This window comes from Myxococcales bacterium, from assembly GCA_016720545.1.
In the GTDB taxonomy this organism is placed as follows: Bacteria; Myxococcota_A; Polyangia; order Polyangiales; family Polyangiaceae; genus JAAFHV01.
Genome location: JADKKK010000005.1, coordinates 19,589 through 35,245 on the forward strand (window position 1 = coordinate 19,589; position 15,657 = coordinate 35,245).

At 72.4% G+C, this 15,657-nt stretch carries 17 protein-coding genes; 5 read left to right on the top strand and 12 right to left on the bottom strand.

From position 1 onward, the window contains the following. Positions 1–19 precede the first annotated feature (19 nt). Positions 20–433, top strand: a complete 414-nt coding sequence (locus tag IPQ09_11855) for a hypothetical protein (protein ID MBL0194899.1) — start codon at positions 20–22, stop codon at positions 431–433. Positions 434–578: 145 nt separating this feature from the next. Beyond that, positions 579–1,223, top strand: coding sequence for a hypothetical protein (locus IPQ09_11860; GenBank protein MBL0194900.1), 645 nt, complete (start codon positions 579–581; stop codon positions 1,221–1,223). A 70-nt stretch (positions 1,224–1,293) separates the two neighbouring features. Here IPQ09_11860 and IPQ09_11865 read toward each other — a convergent pair whose 3' ends face one another. The 6 genes from IPQ09_11865 to IPQ09_11890 form a co-directional block, all read right to left on the bottom strand. After that, complete coding sequence (locus tag IPQ09_11865; protein ID MBL0194901.1) at positions 1,294–2,187, bottom strand: 1-acyl-sn-glycerol-3-phosphate acyltransferase; 894 nt, start codon at positions 2,185–2,187, stop codon at positions 1,294–1,296. Between the two features lie 193 nt (positions 2,188–2,380). Continuing rightward, positions 2,381–2,941: a hypothetical protein gene (locus tag IPQ09_11870; protein ID MBL0194902.1), complete on the bottom strand. Its 561-nt coding sequence runs from the start codon at positions 2,939–2,941 to the stop codon at positions 2,381–2,383. Continuing rightward, positions 2,938–4,467 (bottom strand): hypothetical protein, encoded by a 1,530-nt coding sequence (locus IPQ09_11875; GenBank protein MBL0194903.1) that lies wholly within the window; start codon positions 4,465–4,467, stop codon positions 2,938–2,940. The genes IPQ09_11870 and IPQ09_11875 overlap by 4 nt, the downstream gene beginning before the upstream one ends. A gap of 70 nt (positions 4,468–4,537) precedes the next feature. Next, complete coding sequence (locus tag IPQ09_11880) at positions 4,538–6,100, bottom strand: glutathionylspermidine synthase family protein (protein MBL0194904.1); 1,563 nt, start codon at positions 6,098–6,100, stop codon at positions 4,538–4,540. 749 nt (positions 6,101–6,849) lie between these two features. After that, positions 6,850–7,299, bottom strand: a complete 450-nt coding sequence (locus tag IPQ09_11885; GenBank protein ID MBL0194905.1) for an Hsp20/alpha crystallin family protein — start codon at positions 7,297–7,299, stop codon at positions 6,850–6,852. Between the two features lie 158 nt (positions 7,300–7,457). Then, complete coding sequence (locus IPQ09_11890; protein ID MBL0194906.1) at positions 7,458–8,285, bottom strand: hypothetical protein; 828 nt, start codon at positions 8,283–8,285, stop codon at positions 7,458–7,460. A gap of 91 nt (positions 8,286–8,376) precedes the next feature. Here IPQ09_11890 and IPQ09_11895 point away from each other — a divergent pair, with 91 nt between their 5' ends. Continuing rightward, complete coding sequence (locus IPQ09_11895) at positions 8,377–9,438, top strand: 2-dehydropantoate 2-reductase (GenBank protein ID MBL0194907.1); 1,062 nt, start codon at positions 8,377–8,379, stop codon at positions 9,436–9,438. 26 nt (positions 9,439–9,464) lie between these two features. On the opposite strand, the gene IPQ09_11900 is transcribed toward IPQ09_11895, so the two are convergent. Beyond that, positions 9,465–10,058 carry a hypothetical protein gene (locus IPQ09_11900; protein ID MBL0194908.1) on the bottom strand — a complete coding sequence of 198 codons (594 nt, stop codon included), beginning with the start codon at positions 10,056–10,058 and terminating at the stop codon, positions 9,465–9,467. Next, the gene (locus IPQ09_11905; protein ID MBL0194909.1) at positions 10,055–11,113 is read right to left on the bottom strand and encodes a hypothetical protein; all 1,059 of its coding nucleotides are present in this window, start codon (positions 11,111–11,113) and stop codon (positions 10,055–10,057) included. The genes IPQ09_11900 and IPQ09_11905 overlap by 4 nt, the downstream gene beginning before the upstream one ends. A gap of 47 nt (positions 11,114–11,160) precedes the next feature. Here IPQ09_11905 and IPQ09_11910 point away from each other — a divergent pair, with 47 nt between their 5' ends. Together IPQ09_11910 and IPQ09_11915 are read left to right on the top strand one after the other, a co-directional pair. Beyond that, complete coding sequence (locus IPQ09_11910; GenBank protein ID MBL0194910.1) at positions 11,161–12,282, top strand: hypothetical protein; 1,122 nt, start codon at positions 11,161–11,163, stop codon at positions 12,280–12,282. Beyond that, entirely contained in the window at positions 12,263–12,937 is a 675-nt protein-coding gene (locus IPQ09_11915) for a hypothetical protein (GenBank protein MBL0194911.1), read from the top strand. Before IPQ09_11910 ends, IPQ09_11915 begins: the two co-directional genes overlap by 20 nt. A gap of 13 nt (positions 12,938–12,950) precedes the next feature. Here the strand turns inward: IPQ09_11915 and IPQ09_11920 are convergent, their stop codons facing one another. Genes IPQ09_11920 through IPQ09_11935 form a run of 4 tightly spaced genes read right to left on the bottom strand, consistent with a single transcriptional unit; the run spans position 12,951 to position 15,646 of the window. Beyond that, entirely contained in the window at positions 12,951–13,523 is a 573-nt protein-coding gene (locus tag IPQ09_11920) for a pilus assembly protein (GenBank protein MBL0194912.1), read from the bottom strand. A gap of 36 nt (positions 13,524–13,559) precedes the next feature. Next, positions 13,560–14,921: a hypothetical protein gene (locus IPQ09_11925; protein MBL0194913.1), complete on the bottom strand. Its 1,362-nt coding sequence runs from the start codon at positions 14,919–14,921 to the stop codon at positions 13,560–13,562. Next, entirely contained in the window at positions 14,918–15,418 is a 501-nt protein-coding gene (locus IPQ09_11930; GenBank protein MBL0194914.1) for a hypothetical protein, read from the bottom strand. Before IPQ09_11930 ends, IPQ09_11925 begins: the two co-directional genes overlap by 4 nt. Further along, positions 15,419–15,646: a hypothetical protein gene (locus tag IPQ09_11935; protein ID MBL0194915.1), complete on the bottom strand. Its 228-nt coding sequence runs from the start codon at positions 15,644–15,646 to the stop codon at positions 15,419–15,421. Between the last annotated feature and the right edge of the window lie 11 nt (positions 15,647–15,657).

Sequence of the window (15,657 nt, forward strand, 5' to 3'; positions counted from 1 at the left end):
CTTCGTGTAGGCTAGTCCAATGAGCAAAGAGGCGTTCGTGGCCGAGGTGAAGCGCATCGTGGGTCTCACGCGGGGTGGCGACCTCGACGCAGCGAATCACGCGTTCGCGGCCCTCTTCGCGAGCCCCATCATCGACGCCCAGCGGCCCGAGGATCGGCGGCAGGCCTTCAAGCTGCTCGTCCTCGCCAAGCGCAGCGGTGCGCCGAGCGCGAGCTTGCTCTCGGCCATCTCCGCCGCGCGGAGCCCGATCGACCGCCTCGTCGCGGAGACCCACGCGGCCGAGGATTACGAGATGCTCGGCGTCTGCCACGTGCTCCTCGGCGATCCCGACACCGCGACCACGTTGATCCGCGAGGGGTTGCGCCTCGAGCGCGAGAAGAACCCCCAGAGCGATCTCTGCGGCCGCCTCATGACCCGCCTCTCGGCGCTGTGACACCGCCGCGCTCGGGGGCGTCGTGAGCGATTCGCGCGAGCGCGAGCCTGTCGGCGGGGTGCGCGAGTACGCGTCCCTGGAAGCCTACCTGCGGGTCCCGCGGGCCGAGCGCCGCGCGCTCGTCGATCGCAGCCTCGCCGTCCACATCGCGGGGGCCCTCGCGCCGGACCGCGCGGCGGCGTGGGCGCGCCGCGCGCTCGAAGCGCGTGCAGACTACACGTATGCGTTTGGGACCCAAGCGAGCCTTGGAAACGCCTGGTACACGCACCTCGAGGAGGGCCTCGCCCGGCGCTACTTCGAGACCGCGGCGGCGTCCGATGCGCGGGTGAGGCGCCACATCCCGGGGTTTCAGCGCGCGCTGATGACCCTGGCCGGAGCGCTCCTCGGGGTGACGCCGTCTCCTCGGCGCGGGTACGCCGGCCCCGGCGTGCACGTCTTCGAGCCTGGGGGCGAGTGCGCCCGCGAGGGCGGCGAGGTTCACTCGGACACCGAGGGCCTGCCCACGCCCTACGCGCTCGCCGGGCTGCCGGCCTACACCCTCGTCGTGGCGCTCTCTCGGGTCGCCTCGGGCGGCGGCCTGCGGCTCTGGGACGCGCCGTACGGCGGTCACGACGATCCCTCGCTGGCCGAGCTCGCCGAGCCTGACCGTGTGGGGTACGCGCCGGGCGACGCGGTGTTCTTCGAGAGCTACCGGCTGCACCAGATCGAGCCCTTCGGCGGCGACGCACCACGCGTCACGGGCACCTGCCATCTGGCCCGCTTTGCGGGCCGCTGGGAGGCGTGGTTCTGAGCGCGGCACGCTCGAGGAACTCGTCGTAGGTGCCGCCGTAGTCGACCAGGGGCCCCGCTCCGCCGAAGCGCTATCCGCGCGAGTCGCGGTGTGGCATCGAGCGGTAGGTGCGCTCCTCGACGGAGAGCCGCCGGACGTGCTCCATCGAGATGTCGCTCAGCTCTTTGTGGAGCTTCGGAGAGCCGGGGCGCTTGAGCGCCGCGCCGAAGTCGATGGGCTCGCCGAACACGGCGATGACGCGCTCGCCGTGGCCGTTGAAGTTGTCGCGGATCTGCTGGAAGAAGCCGTTGCCGAGGCCGTTGATGAAGACGGGCACGACCTTGGCGTTCGGGCACTCGTGGAGGATACGACCCACGCCGCGCTGGGCCGGGAGAAACTCGTAGGGATCGCCCTGGTTTCGCTTGCCCTCAGGGTGCATGCCCAGGAATACGCCGCCGCGACGGAGCAGGCGGATGGTCTCGTCGAGGCTCGCGATGTTCAGCGCGGCGCGCGAGCGCTCGCGGAAGATGGGCGGGTACATCGCGAACGCGCTCATCACGCCGTTCACGAGCAGGCCCGCGGGCGAGTCGTAGAAGAACTTCGAGCGCACGGGGAACACGAGGCGCTTCTTCATGTGCAGCCGCTTGATGAGCATGCACGACAGCACGTACATGTCGAAGAAGCTGCGGTGGTTCGAGACCAGGATGACGCTGTCGCTGGGCGTGAGGCGAGGGAAGCGGTCGAGCCCGTAGACCTCGGTGAGGTTGTAGGTTGTAAGCTGCACCCAGCTCGCGCCCAGGATGCGCTGGTGCGCAGAGGCGAGGTCGCTCATCCACGGGCGCTCGAATGTGCGCCGGACGAAGCGGATTTGGGCGCGCTCGACGGCTGTGAGGGTGCGCTCGCCGAGCGAGAGCAGATCGCGGTAGGCAGGCCTGCTGGGCTCCGGGGCGGCGTCGGGGAATCGGTTCGGCGCTTCAGAGGTCACTGCGCATAAAAAGCTCATTCCGGCGGGAGAGGCAAGTTGGTTTCGGTTCGCAAAGTCTCCCAAACGTCTCGCTCTCTCTCCCGCAGAGCCTCGGGGCGAGGCGGGATCGACGCGGGCGTCCGCCTCAGCGCGGGCCGTCCGGGCGCCCCCGGGAGTCGACAGTCAGTCGGCAGTCGCTGGGCCTCACGCCGCCTCAGGTGAGCTTGCGCAGGTACTGGTAGTGCTCTTCGCCGAGCTCCGCCGCGGTGACGCCGCCGCCCATCACGCCCGGCCTCACATAGATCGCGTCGGACGACACGGTGGCGAAATTGAGCTGCGGCAGCACGGCCAGCAGGCGACCGAAGGTCTGTCGGGTCCACTCGGTGCCTTCGGGCATGCGGCAGGCCTCGCACATCATGCGGTCGGCGGCCTTTCCATGCGCCATGAGCAGCAGGAGCGTGACGAACATTTGCGCCGCCCCGGCGCGGTAGGGATCGGGCGCGGGCGCATCGCGGGCGTCGGCCTCGGTGCCCTCGCACCACTGCTGCCACTCTCGCTTGGCGACGTCGTTGTCCTCGAAGTAGTCCCACACGCCGAAGGTGAAGCCGCCGACGTGGGCGTGGAGGAGCCGGGTGATGTGCGCGTAGGCGTCGTTCTTTGCGGCGAACCCGCTCTGGTCGGGCATGCGACGCACGGTCTCGACCAGATCGTGGCGGAGCGAGTCCGCCGCGGGGAGGGGGAGGAACACCTGGAGGGCGAAGAGCGAGACCTTCACGAGCCGCTCCCCCAGCCGCCGCGACCCCAGGAGCCGGAGCTGGAGTAGCCGCCGGAGCGGCCGCTCGACGGCTTGAAGACCGTGACCCTCCCGAACGAGGTGGGCCGCGAGCGCGTGGAGCCGAGGCGCGAGAACGGCGTGCTGCGCGAGACGGGCACGTACGGCGGGCGCGCGGGCGGGAACATCGGGCGCACAGCGCCCACGCGAGGCGTACCCCACCCGTACGTGTGCCAGAACCAGTAGTGCGAGCCGCGCGAGCCGCCGTAGTAAACGTTGGGGTTCGCCTCGTAGCTGCCCGACGCGCCGCGCGGGCCGACGGCGACCGCGGGCTGTGTGCCGGCCGGGTCTACCGTGAAGTCGGACATCGCGACCATGCGAAGCTCGAGGCCCGCCTTCTTATACTCGACGAAATCATCATTGAGATCATCGGGTTCGGCGTCGCCCTGCGCGCTGACGTAGAGCACCTGCTCGGCGCCGAGCGCGCGCAGCGCCTGCGCCGAAGGCAGGACCGCCAGGTACCGGTTGTCGAACCTGTCGGACTCGTCGTCGTAGGGCGCCAAGCGTGCGCGGTCGAGGACGAAGACCGGCGGCGCGTCCGGCGCGCGGGTGTCCGCGAGCTTCTCGAAGAGCGACGCGTAGTACAGCGCGGAGCCGAGGGTCACGTGCGAGGGCACGACGCCCCGCGGGTGCGGCCAGCCATCAAACGCGAACACGGGATCGAACAGGGACGCGACGCCCGCGGCGAACGCGACGGCGAGAGGCCCCGGGAGATCGACGACCACGACCTTGTGTGCCACCTTGGCGCGCGCGGCCGCGGACGGCGCAGAGGCTGGCGCGGCCGTCGGGACGGGCGCGAGGGGCAGGACCGCTGCCCCAGCGTCGGCCCGACGGGCGTCGCGCGGGGTACCCGAGGCGGGCGCGGCCGGCGTCGTGGCGGCCGCCGCGCCGTCGTCGAACAGCGAGGCGAACGCGCGCCCCTTGTCGAACGCGAGGCGGGTCTCGGTGTTCGACACGGGGCGCATCTGCTCGCGCAGCACCTTGCCGGTGTCGATGAGGCCGTTGGTCGTAGGGGTCGCCGCGAGCGCATGAAAGAGCGTGCCTCGGTAGTGGGGCAGGTGCGCGGCGACGGTCGGCTTGAGCCGCGTGGCGAGCGTGCGCTGGACGTCATCGGGGCAGACCTCGGTGAGGGCCGCGGCCTGGTAGTCGAGCGGGTCGCTCTCGGCGCCCAGGTTCCAACCGAAGCTCTTCTGCGCGTCGAGGGCGTCCGAGTCGATCCCCGACGAGCGGCTCACGCTCGCCACCGCGGCGCCGACCCCGGCGATGCCCACGCCAAGCGCCAGGATGCCGAGCAGCGCCTTCCTGCGCGCGACCCCGTCGAGCTCGCGCTCGAGCCCCTCGTGCCACCAGCGCGCCCCGACATAGTTCGCCGAGTCGAAGCGCGCCACGAGCGCGAACGGCGCCTTGCCGGCCGGCGCCTGGCCCGCCGGCGCGGCCGGACCGCGCGGGGGACCGCCCGCCGGGTTCATGCCGACACCTCGCCTTCGGCTCGGGGCCGGCATCGACCTAGGTTCGCCCCCGCGGGGCTCACTGGGCGGTTCATGGCGCCCTCCGAACGAGCACGGCCACGCTCTGCGCGGCGCGGTCGGTCGCGCCGACGTGCACGCGCGCGTAGAGCCCCGCGGCGGCGCCGGCGACCACGTACACGCCGTAGTTGACCGCCTCGCCGGCGACCCCCACGGCGCGAGGCGCCCGCGGTGGCGCCGGCTGCGATCGAGGATGGAACCGGCGCTGCACCACCCAGCGCCCCGCCTGCGCGAGCCCGAGGGCGCGGTCCCAGTCTGCCTGAGAGAGCTCCCACCCGGCGACCACCTCGTCGCCTTCGCAGCCGTAGTCGCTCTTCAACACCCATGACTCGCGCTCGACGGACAACAGCGCGGGGTGCACCGACTCGAGCCGGAGAGTCTCGGGGATGTGGGCGCGCACGGTCGCCTGCCCCTCCTCGGAGAGGCGATCGAGGTGCTCCCACAGGAACGCGAGCATGCGCTTGTTCTGGGTGAGCACCGCGCCGAACGGGTTCACGACCACCGAGTGACCTCCGAGCTCCGCGCGCGCGAGCACCTCGAGCGGGCCCGCGAGCGGGAGCGGCGCGTCGAACGGCGCGTCGCCCATCCACACGGGGAACCGCTCGCCCCACCAGTCGGTCTTGTAGTGCCGCACGAGGAGCGAGCAGGGTTCGCCGAAGAGCGCGGCCCGGCCGTCAGGCGCGGTCGTGAGGTTCTGCGGTGCGCCCGACGCGACCCGGTACCCGCGCGCCCCGAGCCAGCCCTCGAGGAGCCGGACGAGTGGCAAATCTTCTGTAAGATCCGTAGGGTAGATGATTCCGGCGGTGCGCTCTGCGTCGGCGCCTAGGCGGCGCTGGACGTAGGCCTCGAGCATGTCGAGCGTGGCCGTGGCGAGGCCCGCGTTGGGATCGTGGAGCGCGCCGCTTGCGAGCTCGCCCGCGTGCTCTTCGCGGGCGACGGCCGCGAGCGCGAGGGTCTCCGCGTGGCCGGTGGGGGTGTCCGAGTTGAGCTCGCACGCGACGAAGCCGCTCGGCGTGTCGAAGATGTCGGCGCGCGCGTAGCCGTGCCAGGAGGCCGCGCTCTCGTGCCAGAGCAGCTTCTGGCAAGGGGTTAGCTCGAAGAACGTGTCGAGCAGCGACTCGTCGTCGGCGACGAGCCTCACCGCCTCGTCGTGCACCCGCACCACCGCCTCGGCCGCTCGGCACATGGCGTCGTAGTCGCGATCGTCGACGACCAGCGTGCCGTCGCGGAAGCGCGGCTCGCCGTCGAAGTACGGGTCGCCGATGAGGCCGCCGTCGAGGAGCCGCTCGGGCAGCGACGGCGGCGCGCTGGCCGGGGCGACCGAGGTGACCGGGGTGACCGGGGTGGTTCGCGCGATCACGGCAGGCGCACCACGATGAGCGCCGCGCCGAGGTAGGTGGCGGCCTCCAGCGAGGCCAGGCCCACGCTCCGCGCCGCGATGCCGCGATCGAGCGGCCCGCCGCGCAGGGTCGGCCGGTTGCCGAGGACGACGCTGCCCACCACGAACTGCCGCACGAGGTACAGCAGCGGCGCGTACGCGAGCACTTGGGCGAACGCGCCCAGCGACTGGGTCCATGTCGTGAAGTCGCCCTCCGTCGCGCGGGCGACGAGCAGCGAGATGGCGACGGCGATGCCCGCGTAGCTGAGGCCGGCGGCGACGTTCTCGCCGAGGATCTCCTCGGCGTCGTCGTACACGGTGAGCGCGCGGAAGAGCGCCACGAGCCCGAGCAGGGCGACCTGCCCCAGTACGAAAAATACGAGCGAAATCCCCACGTCGCGCGCGGTCTCGGAGCCCACCGCGGTGGTCGCGAGGATGCCCGTGGCCAGCGAGTGGCCGGCGGCCGCTGCGCCCGCCGCGACGTTGCCGCGCTCGATCTCACCGCCGAGCTTGGCCGCGACGAAGAAGCGCACCTGGGCGCGCGAGCACACGACGAAGAGCAGCTCCGCGGCGACGCCCTGGAGGCTCGCGTGCAGGAGGTCTTTCCCCACCGAGTCGCTGTCGAGCCCGCCTGCCACCGTCGAGGCGATGAGCAGCGTCGCCACGACGTCGGCCGCGTGCACGAGGGAGCTGGCCGGGTTGTGCGCCTTCTCGTTCTGGCGGAGCGACGGCGACTTGCTGAAAAACCGGAGCGACATCTCCAGCACCACCAGCAGGAAGACCGCGAGCGCGAAGCACACTCCGAGGCGGTAGAGCGAGGCCGTGTCCATGCAGCTCGATAGTAGCGAGCCCGCGCCCGGCCGTCTCGGCAATTGCAGGCTCGCGCGCCGAGGCCCGACCCGGGCGGGGACCGCCCGAGTCGAGCTGCGACCAGGTGGCGAGGCGGCTCAGCCGACCTTGATGTCGATCGCCTTCGGCTTGGCCTTCTCGGCCTTCGGGATGCGCACGTTCAGGAGGCCGTCTTTGAACTCGGCCGAGACGCGCCCGTCGTCGACGTTCTCGGGCAGCGTGAAGGTGCGGAGGAAGCTGCCGTAGGCGCGCTCGACGCGGTGCCAGCGCTTGCCCTTCTCCTCCTTCTCCTGCCGGCGCTCGCCCTCGATGCGGAGGACGCCAGCGTGGACCGAGACCTTCACGTTCTCCTTCGGGACGCCGGCGAGGTCGGCCTTGATGTGGAACTCGTCGGCGCTCTCGGCGACGTCGACCGTGGGCGCCCAGTCGAACGCCGTCATGGCGTCTTTGGCGTCGGACGGGCGCTGCGTGGGCGCGCCGAAGAAGCGGTTCAGTCGGGTGCTCATCTCTTCCAGCTCTTGAAACGGATCACGGCGTACGAGGCTCATGGGGCCCTCCTGACGGTGCTTGGTGGGTTCGACCGAGGTGCCCGCGCGCCCCCGTATTGGCGCGCGCCGGCTCCGTCGCGTCTCTTCCTCGCCGCCCAGAATGTGCACGGTCGTATGGCGTCGCAAGGCGCCTCACTGCACTTTCTACGGCGCGTGCGTCACCTCGGCAGGCCGAGCTCCTCGCGCAGCTCGGGGGTGAAGGCGCCGTCCACGCGGAGCGAGTAGCGGAAGTACGGGTCGGGCAGCACGCCGTGGTAGTCGGCGTCGTTGAACCAGTAGGCGCTGCTCTCGACCACGCGCTCGGTCTGCTCCTCGTCGTCCCACAGGAAGAGCCGCTTGCCGCGGCCGCCGCGGGCGCACGACATGGGCGACAGCATGACGAACGTGTCGGGCGCGCGGCCCGCCGCGGGGTCGCGATCGCGGTGCACCGTGCCGTGCTGGTTCGCCGAGAGCCCGAGCACCTTCACGCTCCCGATCGAGGCGAGCGGCAGCGCGCGTACGAGCGCGACGGTGCGTGGAAAGTACACGAGCGCGTCGCGCGTGAAGGCCTTGCCTTCAGGGAGCGCCGCCTCGTCCCAGGTGCCGCCGGGCATGAGCTCGAGGTAGGTGGACCACGGAAAGTACACGCCGTAACGGAACTCGAGGTAGCGGGCCTGTCGCCGGCTCAGGGGAAAGTCGCGCTCTTCGCCGAAGGTGTAGTCTGCACGTTCGTCGGGGTCGAGCAGGTGTGGGGTGTCGGAGAGCGACGCGAAGAGGATGAACTCGTCCCGGCTCATCGCGGCGATCGCTTGCCCGTAGTCGACGTACGGGTCGTCGGCGAGGTGCGCGGGCACGATGCCCATGCTCTTGTGGCTCCCTCCGGTCACGAAGGTCGAGACGCGCGCGAGGCCGAGGCACACCTCGAGGTCGAGCGCCGCGAGCGCGGCCTGATCGACGAACGGAGCGAGGTCGACGTACGGCTTTCCCAGGATGCCAACGAGCGCCATGAGGCGAGGCAACCAGGGGTCGCCGCGCGTGTCGAGCGGCTTCGCGCGCGCCGCGGCGAAGTTCGCGCGGACTTGGCGTAGTATCGCGACGATGAGCGGACCACGCTTCCTCGTGATGGGCGCCGGCGGCCTCGGAGGGCTCGTGACGGCCCACCTCCTCGAGACCGGGCAAGACGTCGTGTGCGTGACGACCAACGACGCGATCGCTTCGGCGGTGGCGGCCTCGGGCTTTCGCGTCCGCGGCGACGACGTCGAGCGCGCCGTGCCTGGCGTCATCGCGCGGAGCGTGCCGGAGGGCCCGTTCGACTTCGTCATCCTCGCGGTGCAGCCCCCGCAGGTCGAGGAGGCCGCGCGTCAGGCGATGGGCGCGCTCGCCCCCAGCGGCAAGATGGTGTGCCTGCAGAACGGCCTCTGCGAGCCGCGCGTCGAGGCCGTGCTCGGCGAGGGCGGCCGCGACCGCGTGTACGGCGCGGTCGTCGCGTGGGGTGGCGCGATGCCCGAGCCCGGCGTGTACGATCGCACCGCGAACGGGGGCTTCACGATCGGGCGCTACGACGGGCGCCCGCTCGACGCCGACGGGCGCGACCTCGCCCAGGCGCTCGAGGCCATCGGCCCGGTGGAGGTGACGCAGAACCTTCGGGGCAAGCGCTTCAGCAAGCTCGCCATCAACTGCGCCATCTCGTCGATCGGCACGCTCGCGGGCGAGCGCCTCGGCCCGCTCATGCAGCACCGCTTCATCCGCCGCCTCGCCCTCGAGATCATGACCGAGACCGTGGAGGTCGCGCGCCGTGAGGGCGTCGCGCTCGAGAAGGTGTCGGGCACGATCGACCTCGAGTGGATCGCGCTCACCCCCGAGGAGCGCGAGGCCGTCGGATCGAGCGGGCTCTTCGCGAAGCACGGGCTGCTGCTCGCTGTGGGGTTCCGCTACCGGCGAATGCGCAGCTCGATGCTCCAAGCGATCGAGCGAGGTCGCGCCCCCGCGGTCGACTTCCTGAACGGCGAGGTCGTCGCGCTCGGCGAGCGTCACGGGGTGCCCACCCCGGTGAACCGCGCGGTGCTCGACGAGGTCTGGCGGCTGGCGCGCGGCGAGTCGACCGCCGGCCTCCAGCTCGTGCGCAAGGTGTTCGACGCCACCGGCCCCCATGGTGCCTAAAAGTGTCATGATTCCGAATGGTTGCGCTAGCTCTTTGGGCACGAGGTGCCGGCCGGCGCGCACGCCCTGCGGCACGCCGTGAGGCCGACCGTGCAGCGCGCGATCGCCTCTTGGGGGCGGTGCGCGCAGCCCTTCGTGCAGGCCGACGCGTCGACGCGCGCGGGCGCCTCGCCCGGCCTCGGCGCGGAGGGCTTGCCGTATTTTTTCTGGAGCGCCTCGCCCACCGAGCCGGGCTTCACGGCCGGGGCGTAGCTGGCCGCCTCGCGCGCCGTGCGTGGGAAGCCGTTCCAGAACCACTCCGCGTGCATCGTCGAGTCGAGGTCGGTCACGCAGCGCGAGAACTTGAGCTCCTCGAGCGACGCGAGCTCCTCGGCGTCCGACGGCGCGCCGGCGTTCGCGATCGCGCGCTCTTCCGTCTCCTTGCAGCACTGGAGGCATGACTTGACCTTGGCCCTCTCGGTGGCCTGCTTCACGCACGCGGCGAAGTACTGCTCACACTTCGGCGCGCAGCTCACGCTGGCCTCGGCCTCCGGCAGGCCGCCGCGCTCGGAGGCGAGCGACGCCCAGAGCGTGCCTACGAAGGCCGCGACGAAGGCCGCGCGCACGGGGGCGCGGCTCACGGCTGCACCTCCCCGTTCGCGTCCGCGACGACCTTCCCGTTCGCGTGGAACGCTGCCGCGCCGCGGGGCGGCGTCGTCTCCGTGACCGCGAAGACCGTGCGCTCCCCCTCGCGCCTCACCGCGACCAACACGTGCAGATCGGCGCGAAAGTAAGCGCGCAGCACCTGCTCGCGGGCCCCCGGGGTGAAGCGCTGGAAGCCCGCGTCTTGGAGGGCGCGGTCGTAGTGCGCGGTGACGTCGGCGACGGGCGCGCGCGTGTCGTAGAAGCGGGTCGCGTGAGGCGTGCCGTCGACCTCGGCGACGAGCCAGCGCCGCGCGCCGGGTGGGCGAGGCGCGCGCCCTTCGGAGCCGTCGTCCTCGCCGCCTGCGCCGATCTTCTTCAGGTCGAAGTGCGCGTCGGTCCACGCGAGCGTGAGCGCGGTCGTCGCGCCGTCGGTCGCGCGCCGCGCGTAGACGTAGCGCACGCGGCCGAGGTCGCCGAGGTCCTGAGACGCCGCGAACGCCTTCAGCGCGGACGGGAGCGGGCGTCGCGCGCCGTCCACGAGGCACACCACCACGCCCTCGCGCTCGGTCTCGTTGCGCACGATCCCGCGGGTGAACGAGGCGGGCAGCTCGTACGGGAGGCCGCCCGCGGTGCCACGGGCGGGCACCGCGGCGAACAGGTCGGAGAGCGCGCCGGGGCGCTCGCGGCAGGCGCGCTCCACCGTGTCGAGCGCCTCGTGGACGGTGCGCGAGGTCGCGCTCTCCGCGACGTGGAAGGCCTGGCCGTTGAGCCTCACCGTCGCGCCGCCGGGGTCGCCTCGCTCCGCCGCGAGCGCGCCGAGCTCACGACCGAGCGAGAGCGCGGCGCCGCCGGCCTCGGCGTGGGCCGCGCGCGCGCCGATCGCCCCGAGGGCGAGCGCGGCGACCGCCGCGTAGGCGCCGAGGCGGAGCGCGCCGGGGACGCGGTGACCGTGGGCCACGCGGGGTTCGGGTGCGCCGCCGGCGGCGAGCGAGCGCCGGGAGCGAAAGTTGCGAAGTGCCTGGAGGGCGAGGACAGGGAGGAGGGGATGCACGGAGGCTCCTTTCGAGGCGTGCCCCCCTCTCGGCAGCCGTGGCCGGAGTGTTGCGGCAGAACGACGCGAACCGCGAACACGCGAAGGACGTGGCCGCCGACGGCCGCTTGCGTGGGCGCGTGAAGGCCGCGACACTGGGGGGCATGGTCCCCGCCACGAGGCTGCTCGCGCTCGCCGCCGTGGTGACGCTCGCGGGCGCCCCCTCCGCGTGTCTCTCGCGCGCCGAGCCGTGCGCGGGCGTCGCGGTTCGGCCCGGCGACAGCCTCGAGTGTCCAGTGCCCGAGTGGGTCGACCGGGGCTTCGATCTCGAGGTGCCCGCCGGGTGGGACGGTCGCTCGCCGCTCCCGATTCTCTTTGCATTTCATGGAGGTGGGGGCAATCGCCGCTCGGCCGCCAGCGTGACCTGCCCCGACGGGAAGCTCGACGCGCCCGAGTGCCTCTCGGCCGTCGCGAAGGCGGCGGGCTTCGCGCTGGTGCGCGCCGACGGCACCGGCTCGCGGCCCGCGCGAAACGTGCGCACGTGGAACGCCGGCGGCGGCGTGGGGCCGTGGAACTGCACGAGCGGCGGGGCCTGCGCCTCGGGGGTCGACGACGTGCGCTTCTTCGACGATCTGCTGGCCGAGGTGGGCCGCGTCGTGCCCGTCGACCCAAAGCGTGTACACCTCACGGGTCTCTCGAACGGGGCCGCGATAAGCCACAGGCTCGCCTGCGAGCGGCCGGCGCGGGTCGCGTCGATCGTGACCCTCGGCGGCGCGAACCAGCACGTGGCGGCGGGCGGCGTGTGCGCCGGCGCGGTCCCCGTGCTCCACATCCACGGCACCGAAGATCCCTGCTGGGCCTACGAGACCAGCGGGCGGTCGTGCCTCAGCGAGGACGGCGAGAAGGTCGGCGTGGCGCCCTCGATGGAGGGGTGGCGGCTGCGCAACGGGTGCGAGGCCGGGACCGACGAGGCGCCGCTGCCCGATCGCGATCCGGCCGACGGCACCCGGTCGGTGCGCGTGCGGTGGCGGGGCTGCGCGGCGGCGACCGAGCACATCCGCGTCACGGGCGGCGGCCACACCTGGCCGAGCGGCCACGGCTACCTGGGCGAGGACCGGATAGGCCGGGTCACGCGCGACTTCGGCAACGAGATCCTCGTGGAGTTCCTCCGTGCACACCCGAAGCCTTGAGCCCTTCGCGCGAGGTCTGCTCTGCGCCTCTGCGGCGGCGCTCGCGCTCGCGACGGCGCTCGGCACGACGGCGTGCGGGACGCTCGCCACGCACCAGGGCACGGCGCCGGTCGCGCCGGGCGAGTGGCAAGTGGCGGCCTCGGCGGGCGTGCTCGGGCTCGTCGACACCGAGCAGAAGACCAAGGCCCCGGGCGCCGACGTGCAGCTCGCGCTCCGCCGGGGGCTCGCCCCGAACCTCGACGCAGGGCTGAAGCTGTCGCCCTTCGGCCTCGACGCGCTCCTGAAGTGGCGAGCGCTCTCGGGGAGCTGGCCGGTCGCGGTCGCGCCTTCGTTGGGAGTCGCGCGGACGCCCCGCACCGGGCTCACCACGAACGCCTTCTTCACCTGGGCCCACCTGCCGATCATCTTCGGCCACGCCGTGAGCGAGAAGGTGTCCATCAACGTCGGCCCGCACCTCATCTACGGGTACTACCTTCCGGCCGTCGGCGATCCTGCGCACGGGCTTTCGCTGGGCGGGTTCGTGAACCTCGAGTGGCGCGTCGCGGCGCGCGCGCGGCTCGTGCCCGAAATAGGCGTGTTTCGCACGCTGTCGGGCGAAGTGCCGATTACGGGGTGGATGGCCTACGTGGGGCCTGGGGTGCTCGTCGACCTCTGAAGGCGCGAACAGCTTACTTGGCGACCTCGTCGCGCACGTACTCGGCGAGGCCCGCGATCGAGCCCTCTCGTGGCGCGTCGTTGCACAGGGTCTCCGCGCGCTCGCCGTGGAGCGTGAGCTTCCAGCCGAAGCCCCCGGTGGCCTGGGAGGGGTGCGGGTTGTCGATCACCCGATCGGCGTAGCGCGCGTTCGCGTGGCCGGCGCGGCCCGAGAGCGCGGGGGTGGTCTTCTCGAGCTCTCGTGCGATCGAGCCCGCGGCGCCGGGCGTGGGGCGCTCACGTCCCGGAAGCGCGGCGAGCTCGCGCGTGGCGCCTGGGGTGGTGTTAGCGCCGCCGCGGAGCCCCGTGCGCTCGCAGTCATGGCTCGCGTAGTCGAGAGAGGAGGCGCGGATCGCCTGATTGGCCTCGAGCTTCTCCGAATAGGCCCGCGCGAGCATCATCCCCACACCGAGCAGCGCGACGAGCACAGGGATGACCACGGCCGCCTCGACCAACGCCGCCCCGCGTCCGCGGCGCACGGTGCGCTGTCGAAGGCGCGCCTCGATGGCATGAAGTCCGGGGCCTGAAGAGAGGATTCGTGGGCTCATGGTCTGCTCTGTGGGGATGGTGGCTGTAGAGTGCAATCAATGGAGGAGTCGCCCGTGGGCGTCGCCGAGCGCGCCCGCGAGGAAGGCGCTGCCGTGTCGCAGGCGGCCTGCGTCCGGCGCCTCGCCGGGGGAGCCAAAGCGCCCCGGGTGGCGGGCGGCGAGGGCGAAGAGCTCGCGCACTCCGAAGCCTGCGCGCGGCGCGGACACGGGCCGGAGGCGCGCGCGCCACTTCATGTTGAACGTGGCCTGGCTGTCCTCGGCGGCGCCGTTGCACGCGCTCGCTGTCCACGCTCCTCGGCAGTCGTAGAAGAACTCGGCCTGCGCGAAGAACGGGCCCGGCTCGGCGCGCTCCTCACGGAGTCGCCTCGACTCGGGGATTCCCGTCTTCGTGCCTTGGCCGAGCGCCACCTTGCTCGTGGCGTGGCCGTCGTCGTACGCCCCCGGGAGCGCCATACCCCACACTTGCAGGTAGTCGGAGCCGTTCTTCGCGGGCTTCACCATACGCTTCCAGCCGAGGGCGCGGGTCTCCCAGGGGTGGCCGTCGCAGTAGCCGCCGGCGTCGGTGAACGCGCCCGCCACCCACCCGAGGACCGCGCCGAGGGCCGGGGGGAAGTAGTCGGTGATGTGGTCTTGGGCCAGCCCGCAGAGGCGCTTGTTCTCTTCGTTCACGACCGGCAGGCCGAGCTTCGGATCGTCGCCCGAGTCGTTGCCTTCGGCGCCTCGGCGCTCGGCCTCGCACCCGAGCGCGGCGAGCTTGTCGTCGGACCCGTCGGCCAGGCCGTCCATGGGAGAGTCGAACGCGAGCCCCGGCACGTGCGACGGGCCCACCGCGATGGCGCCGGCCTTGTAGGTCGCGCCCACGCCCGCGGCGGCGGTGGAGGCGTACCACGGGTAGGCGACCGCGGCGGCGGTCTCGACGCCGGAGACCAGCGGCAGGGCCACGTTGACCACGCTCTGCTCGTAGGTGATTCGCGCGTTCACGATCGCCGTGTAGGCGGCCGTCGCCGTGCCGAGCAGCGGCGCGCAGACCGCGCTCGTGACCCACACCGCCGCGCACGCGGTGAGCAGCGCGATCGCCAGCACGAGCAGGTCCTTCAGCACGGAGAGCACGAGCCAGATGAGCGCGATGACCTTCATGACCACGTTGAGCGCGGCGATGAGGTTCATGCCGCGGGCGTGCACGACGGCGGAGGCGTACACCTCGTGGTCGGCGGCCTCTTGCATGCGGTGGCGGAAGAGGATGGCGTCGCCGAGGCCCTTCATCGACCACATGGCGCCGATGAGGAGGCAGGCGAAGAAGAGGCCCATGACCATGATCGCGCCGCGCTCGTCCGCAAGCAGACCGGCGCCCGACGATTGCGTGCAGTGTGCATGTGAGTGACGCGCGTCCGAGGTCATCGCGAGGCTCCTTCCGGCTCTTCGTAGCGGGCGCCCTGGTGGGGCATGGTGGCCGTCGCGCGCAGGAGCTTGCGGGGGCCCCGGCAGAGCACGCGCCCCATCATGGGCACGGCGCACGCGACGCTGGCTGTCACCGTGACGGTCACCGGCCCGCTGGGATCCGCGTCGCTCGAGGCGTCGGCGACGTCGACCACGACGTCGTCGAACGAGCGCGCCGCGATCCACGGCGCGAGCGCCATGTCGGCCGCGCGCTGGGGCAGGGCCGCGTCGCCCGGTCGAGCGCCGGGGTTGTTGGCGTGGACGTTCGAGCTCACGGCCGCCGTGCGGGCGGCGCACACCGCGGCGTGGCCGAGGAGGAGCTTGGCCGTCTGGAGCTTCGTGAGCTGCAAGAACGCGAACGAGGTCGCGAGCAGCGGCACCACGGCGATGACGAACTCGGCCAGCGCGGCGCCACGCCCACGTGCGCGCCTGCGTCGCAGCAGCGATCGCGTGCTCATCTAGAAGTGCCCGCGCGCGGAGGAGGCTTGCGCGACCTTGGGGCGGATGGCCTTCAGCGCACCGGCCGCGAGGAGCGCCCCCGTGGCGAGCGCGAAGGCGCACTCCATGGTGGAGACGCCGCGTGGGCGCCCCTCACGGCGCGTGGGCGGGGGCTCCGGCGCCTCCGGCGTGGACTTGCGCGCGGGCGCGGGCGTGGACGTGTGTGGCTCGGGCTGGCAGGGGCTCATGGCGTCGACCT

What these genes read in the sequence shown, in the direction of transcription:
- IPQ09_11890 (MBL0194906.1), bottom strand. Translation starts at nt 8,285, where the DNA reads ATGGCGCTCGTTGGCATCCTGGGAAAGCCGTACGTCGACCTCGCTCCG.
- IPQ09_11930 (MBL0194914.1), bottom strand. Translation starts at nt 15,418, where the DNA reads ATGAGCACGCGATCGCTGCTGCGACGCAGGCGCGCACGTGGGCGTGGC.
- IPQ09_11935 (MBL0194915.1), bottom strand. Translation starts at nt 15,646, where the DNA reads ATGAGCCCCTGCCAGCCCGAGCCACACACGTCCACGCCCGCGCCCGCG.
- IPQ09_11895 (MBL0194907.1), top strand. Translation starts at nt 8,377, where the DNA reads ATGAGCGGACCACGCTTCCTCGTGATGGGCGCCGGCGGCCTCGGAGGG.
- IPQ09_11920 (MBL0194912.1), bottom strand. Translation starts at nt 13,523, where the DNA reads ATGAGCCCACGAATCCTCTCTTCAGGCCCCGGACTTCATGCCATCGAG.
- IPQ09_11855 (MBL0194899.1), top strand. Translation starts at nt 20, where the DNA reads ATGAGCAAAGAGGCGTTCGTGGCCGAGGTGAAGCGCATCGTGGGTCTC.
- IPQ09_11875 (MBL0194903.1), bottom strand. Translation starts at nt 4,467, where the DNA reads ATGAACCCGGCGGGCGGTCCCCCGCGCGGTCCGGCCGCGCCGGCGGGC.
- IPQ09_11880 (MBL0194904.1), bottom strand. Translation starts at nt 6,100, where the DNA reads ATGGACCCAGTCGCTGGGCGCGTTCGCCCAAGTGCTCGCGTACGCGCC.
- IPQ09_11925 (MBL0194913.1), bottom strand. Translation starts at nt 14,921, where the DNA reads ATGACCTCGGACGCGCGTCACTCACATGCACACTGCACGCAATCGTCG.
- IPQ09_11885 (MBL0194905.1), bottom strand. Translation starts at nt 7,299, where the DNA reads ATGAGCCTCGTACGCCGTGATCCGTTTCAAGAGCTGGAAGAGATGAGC.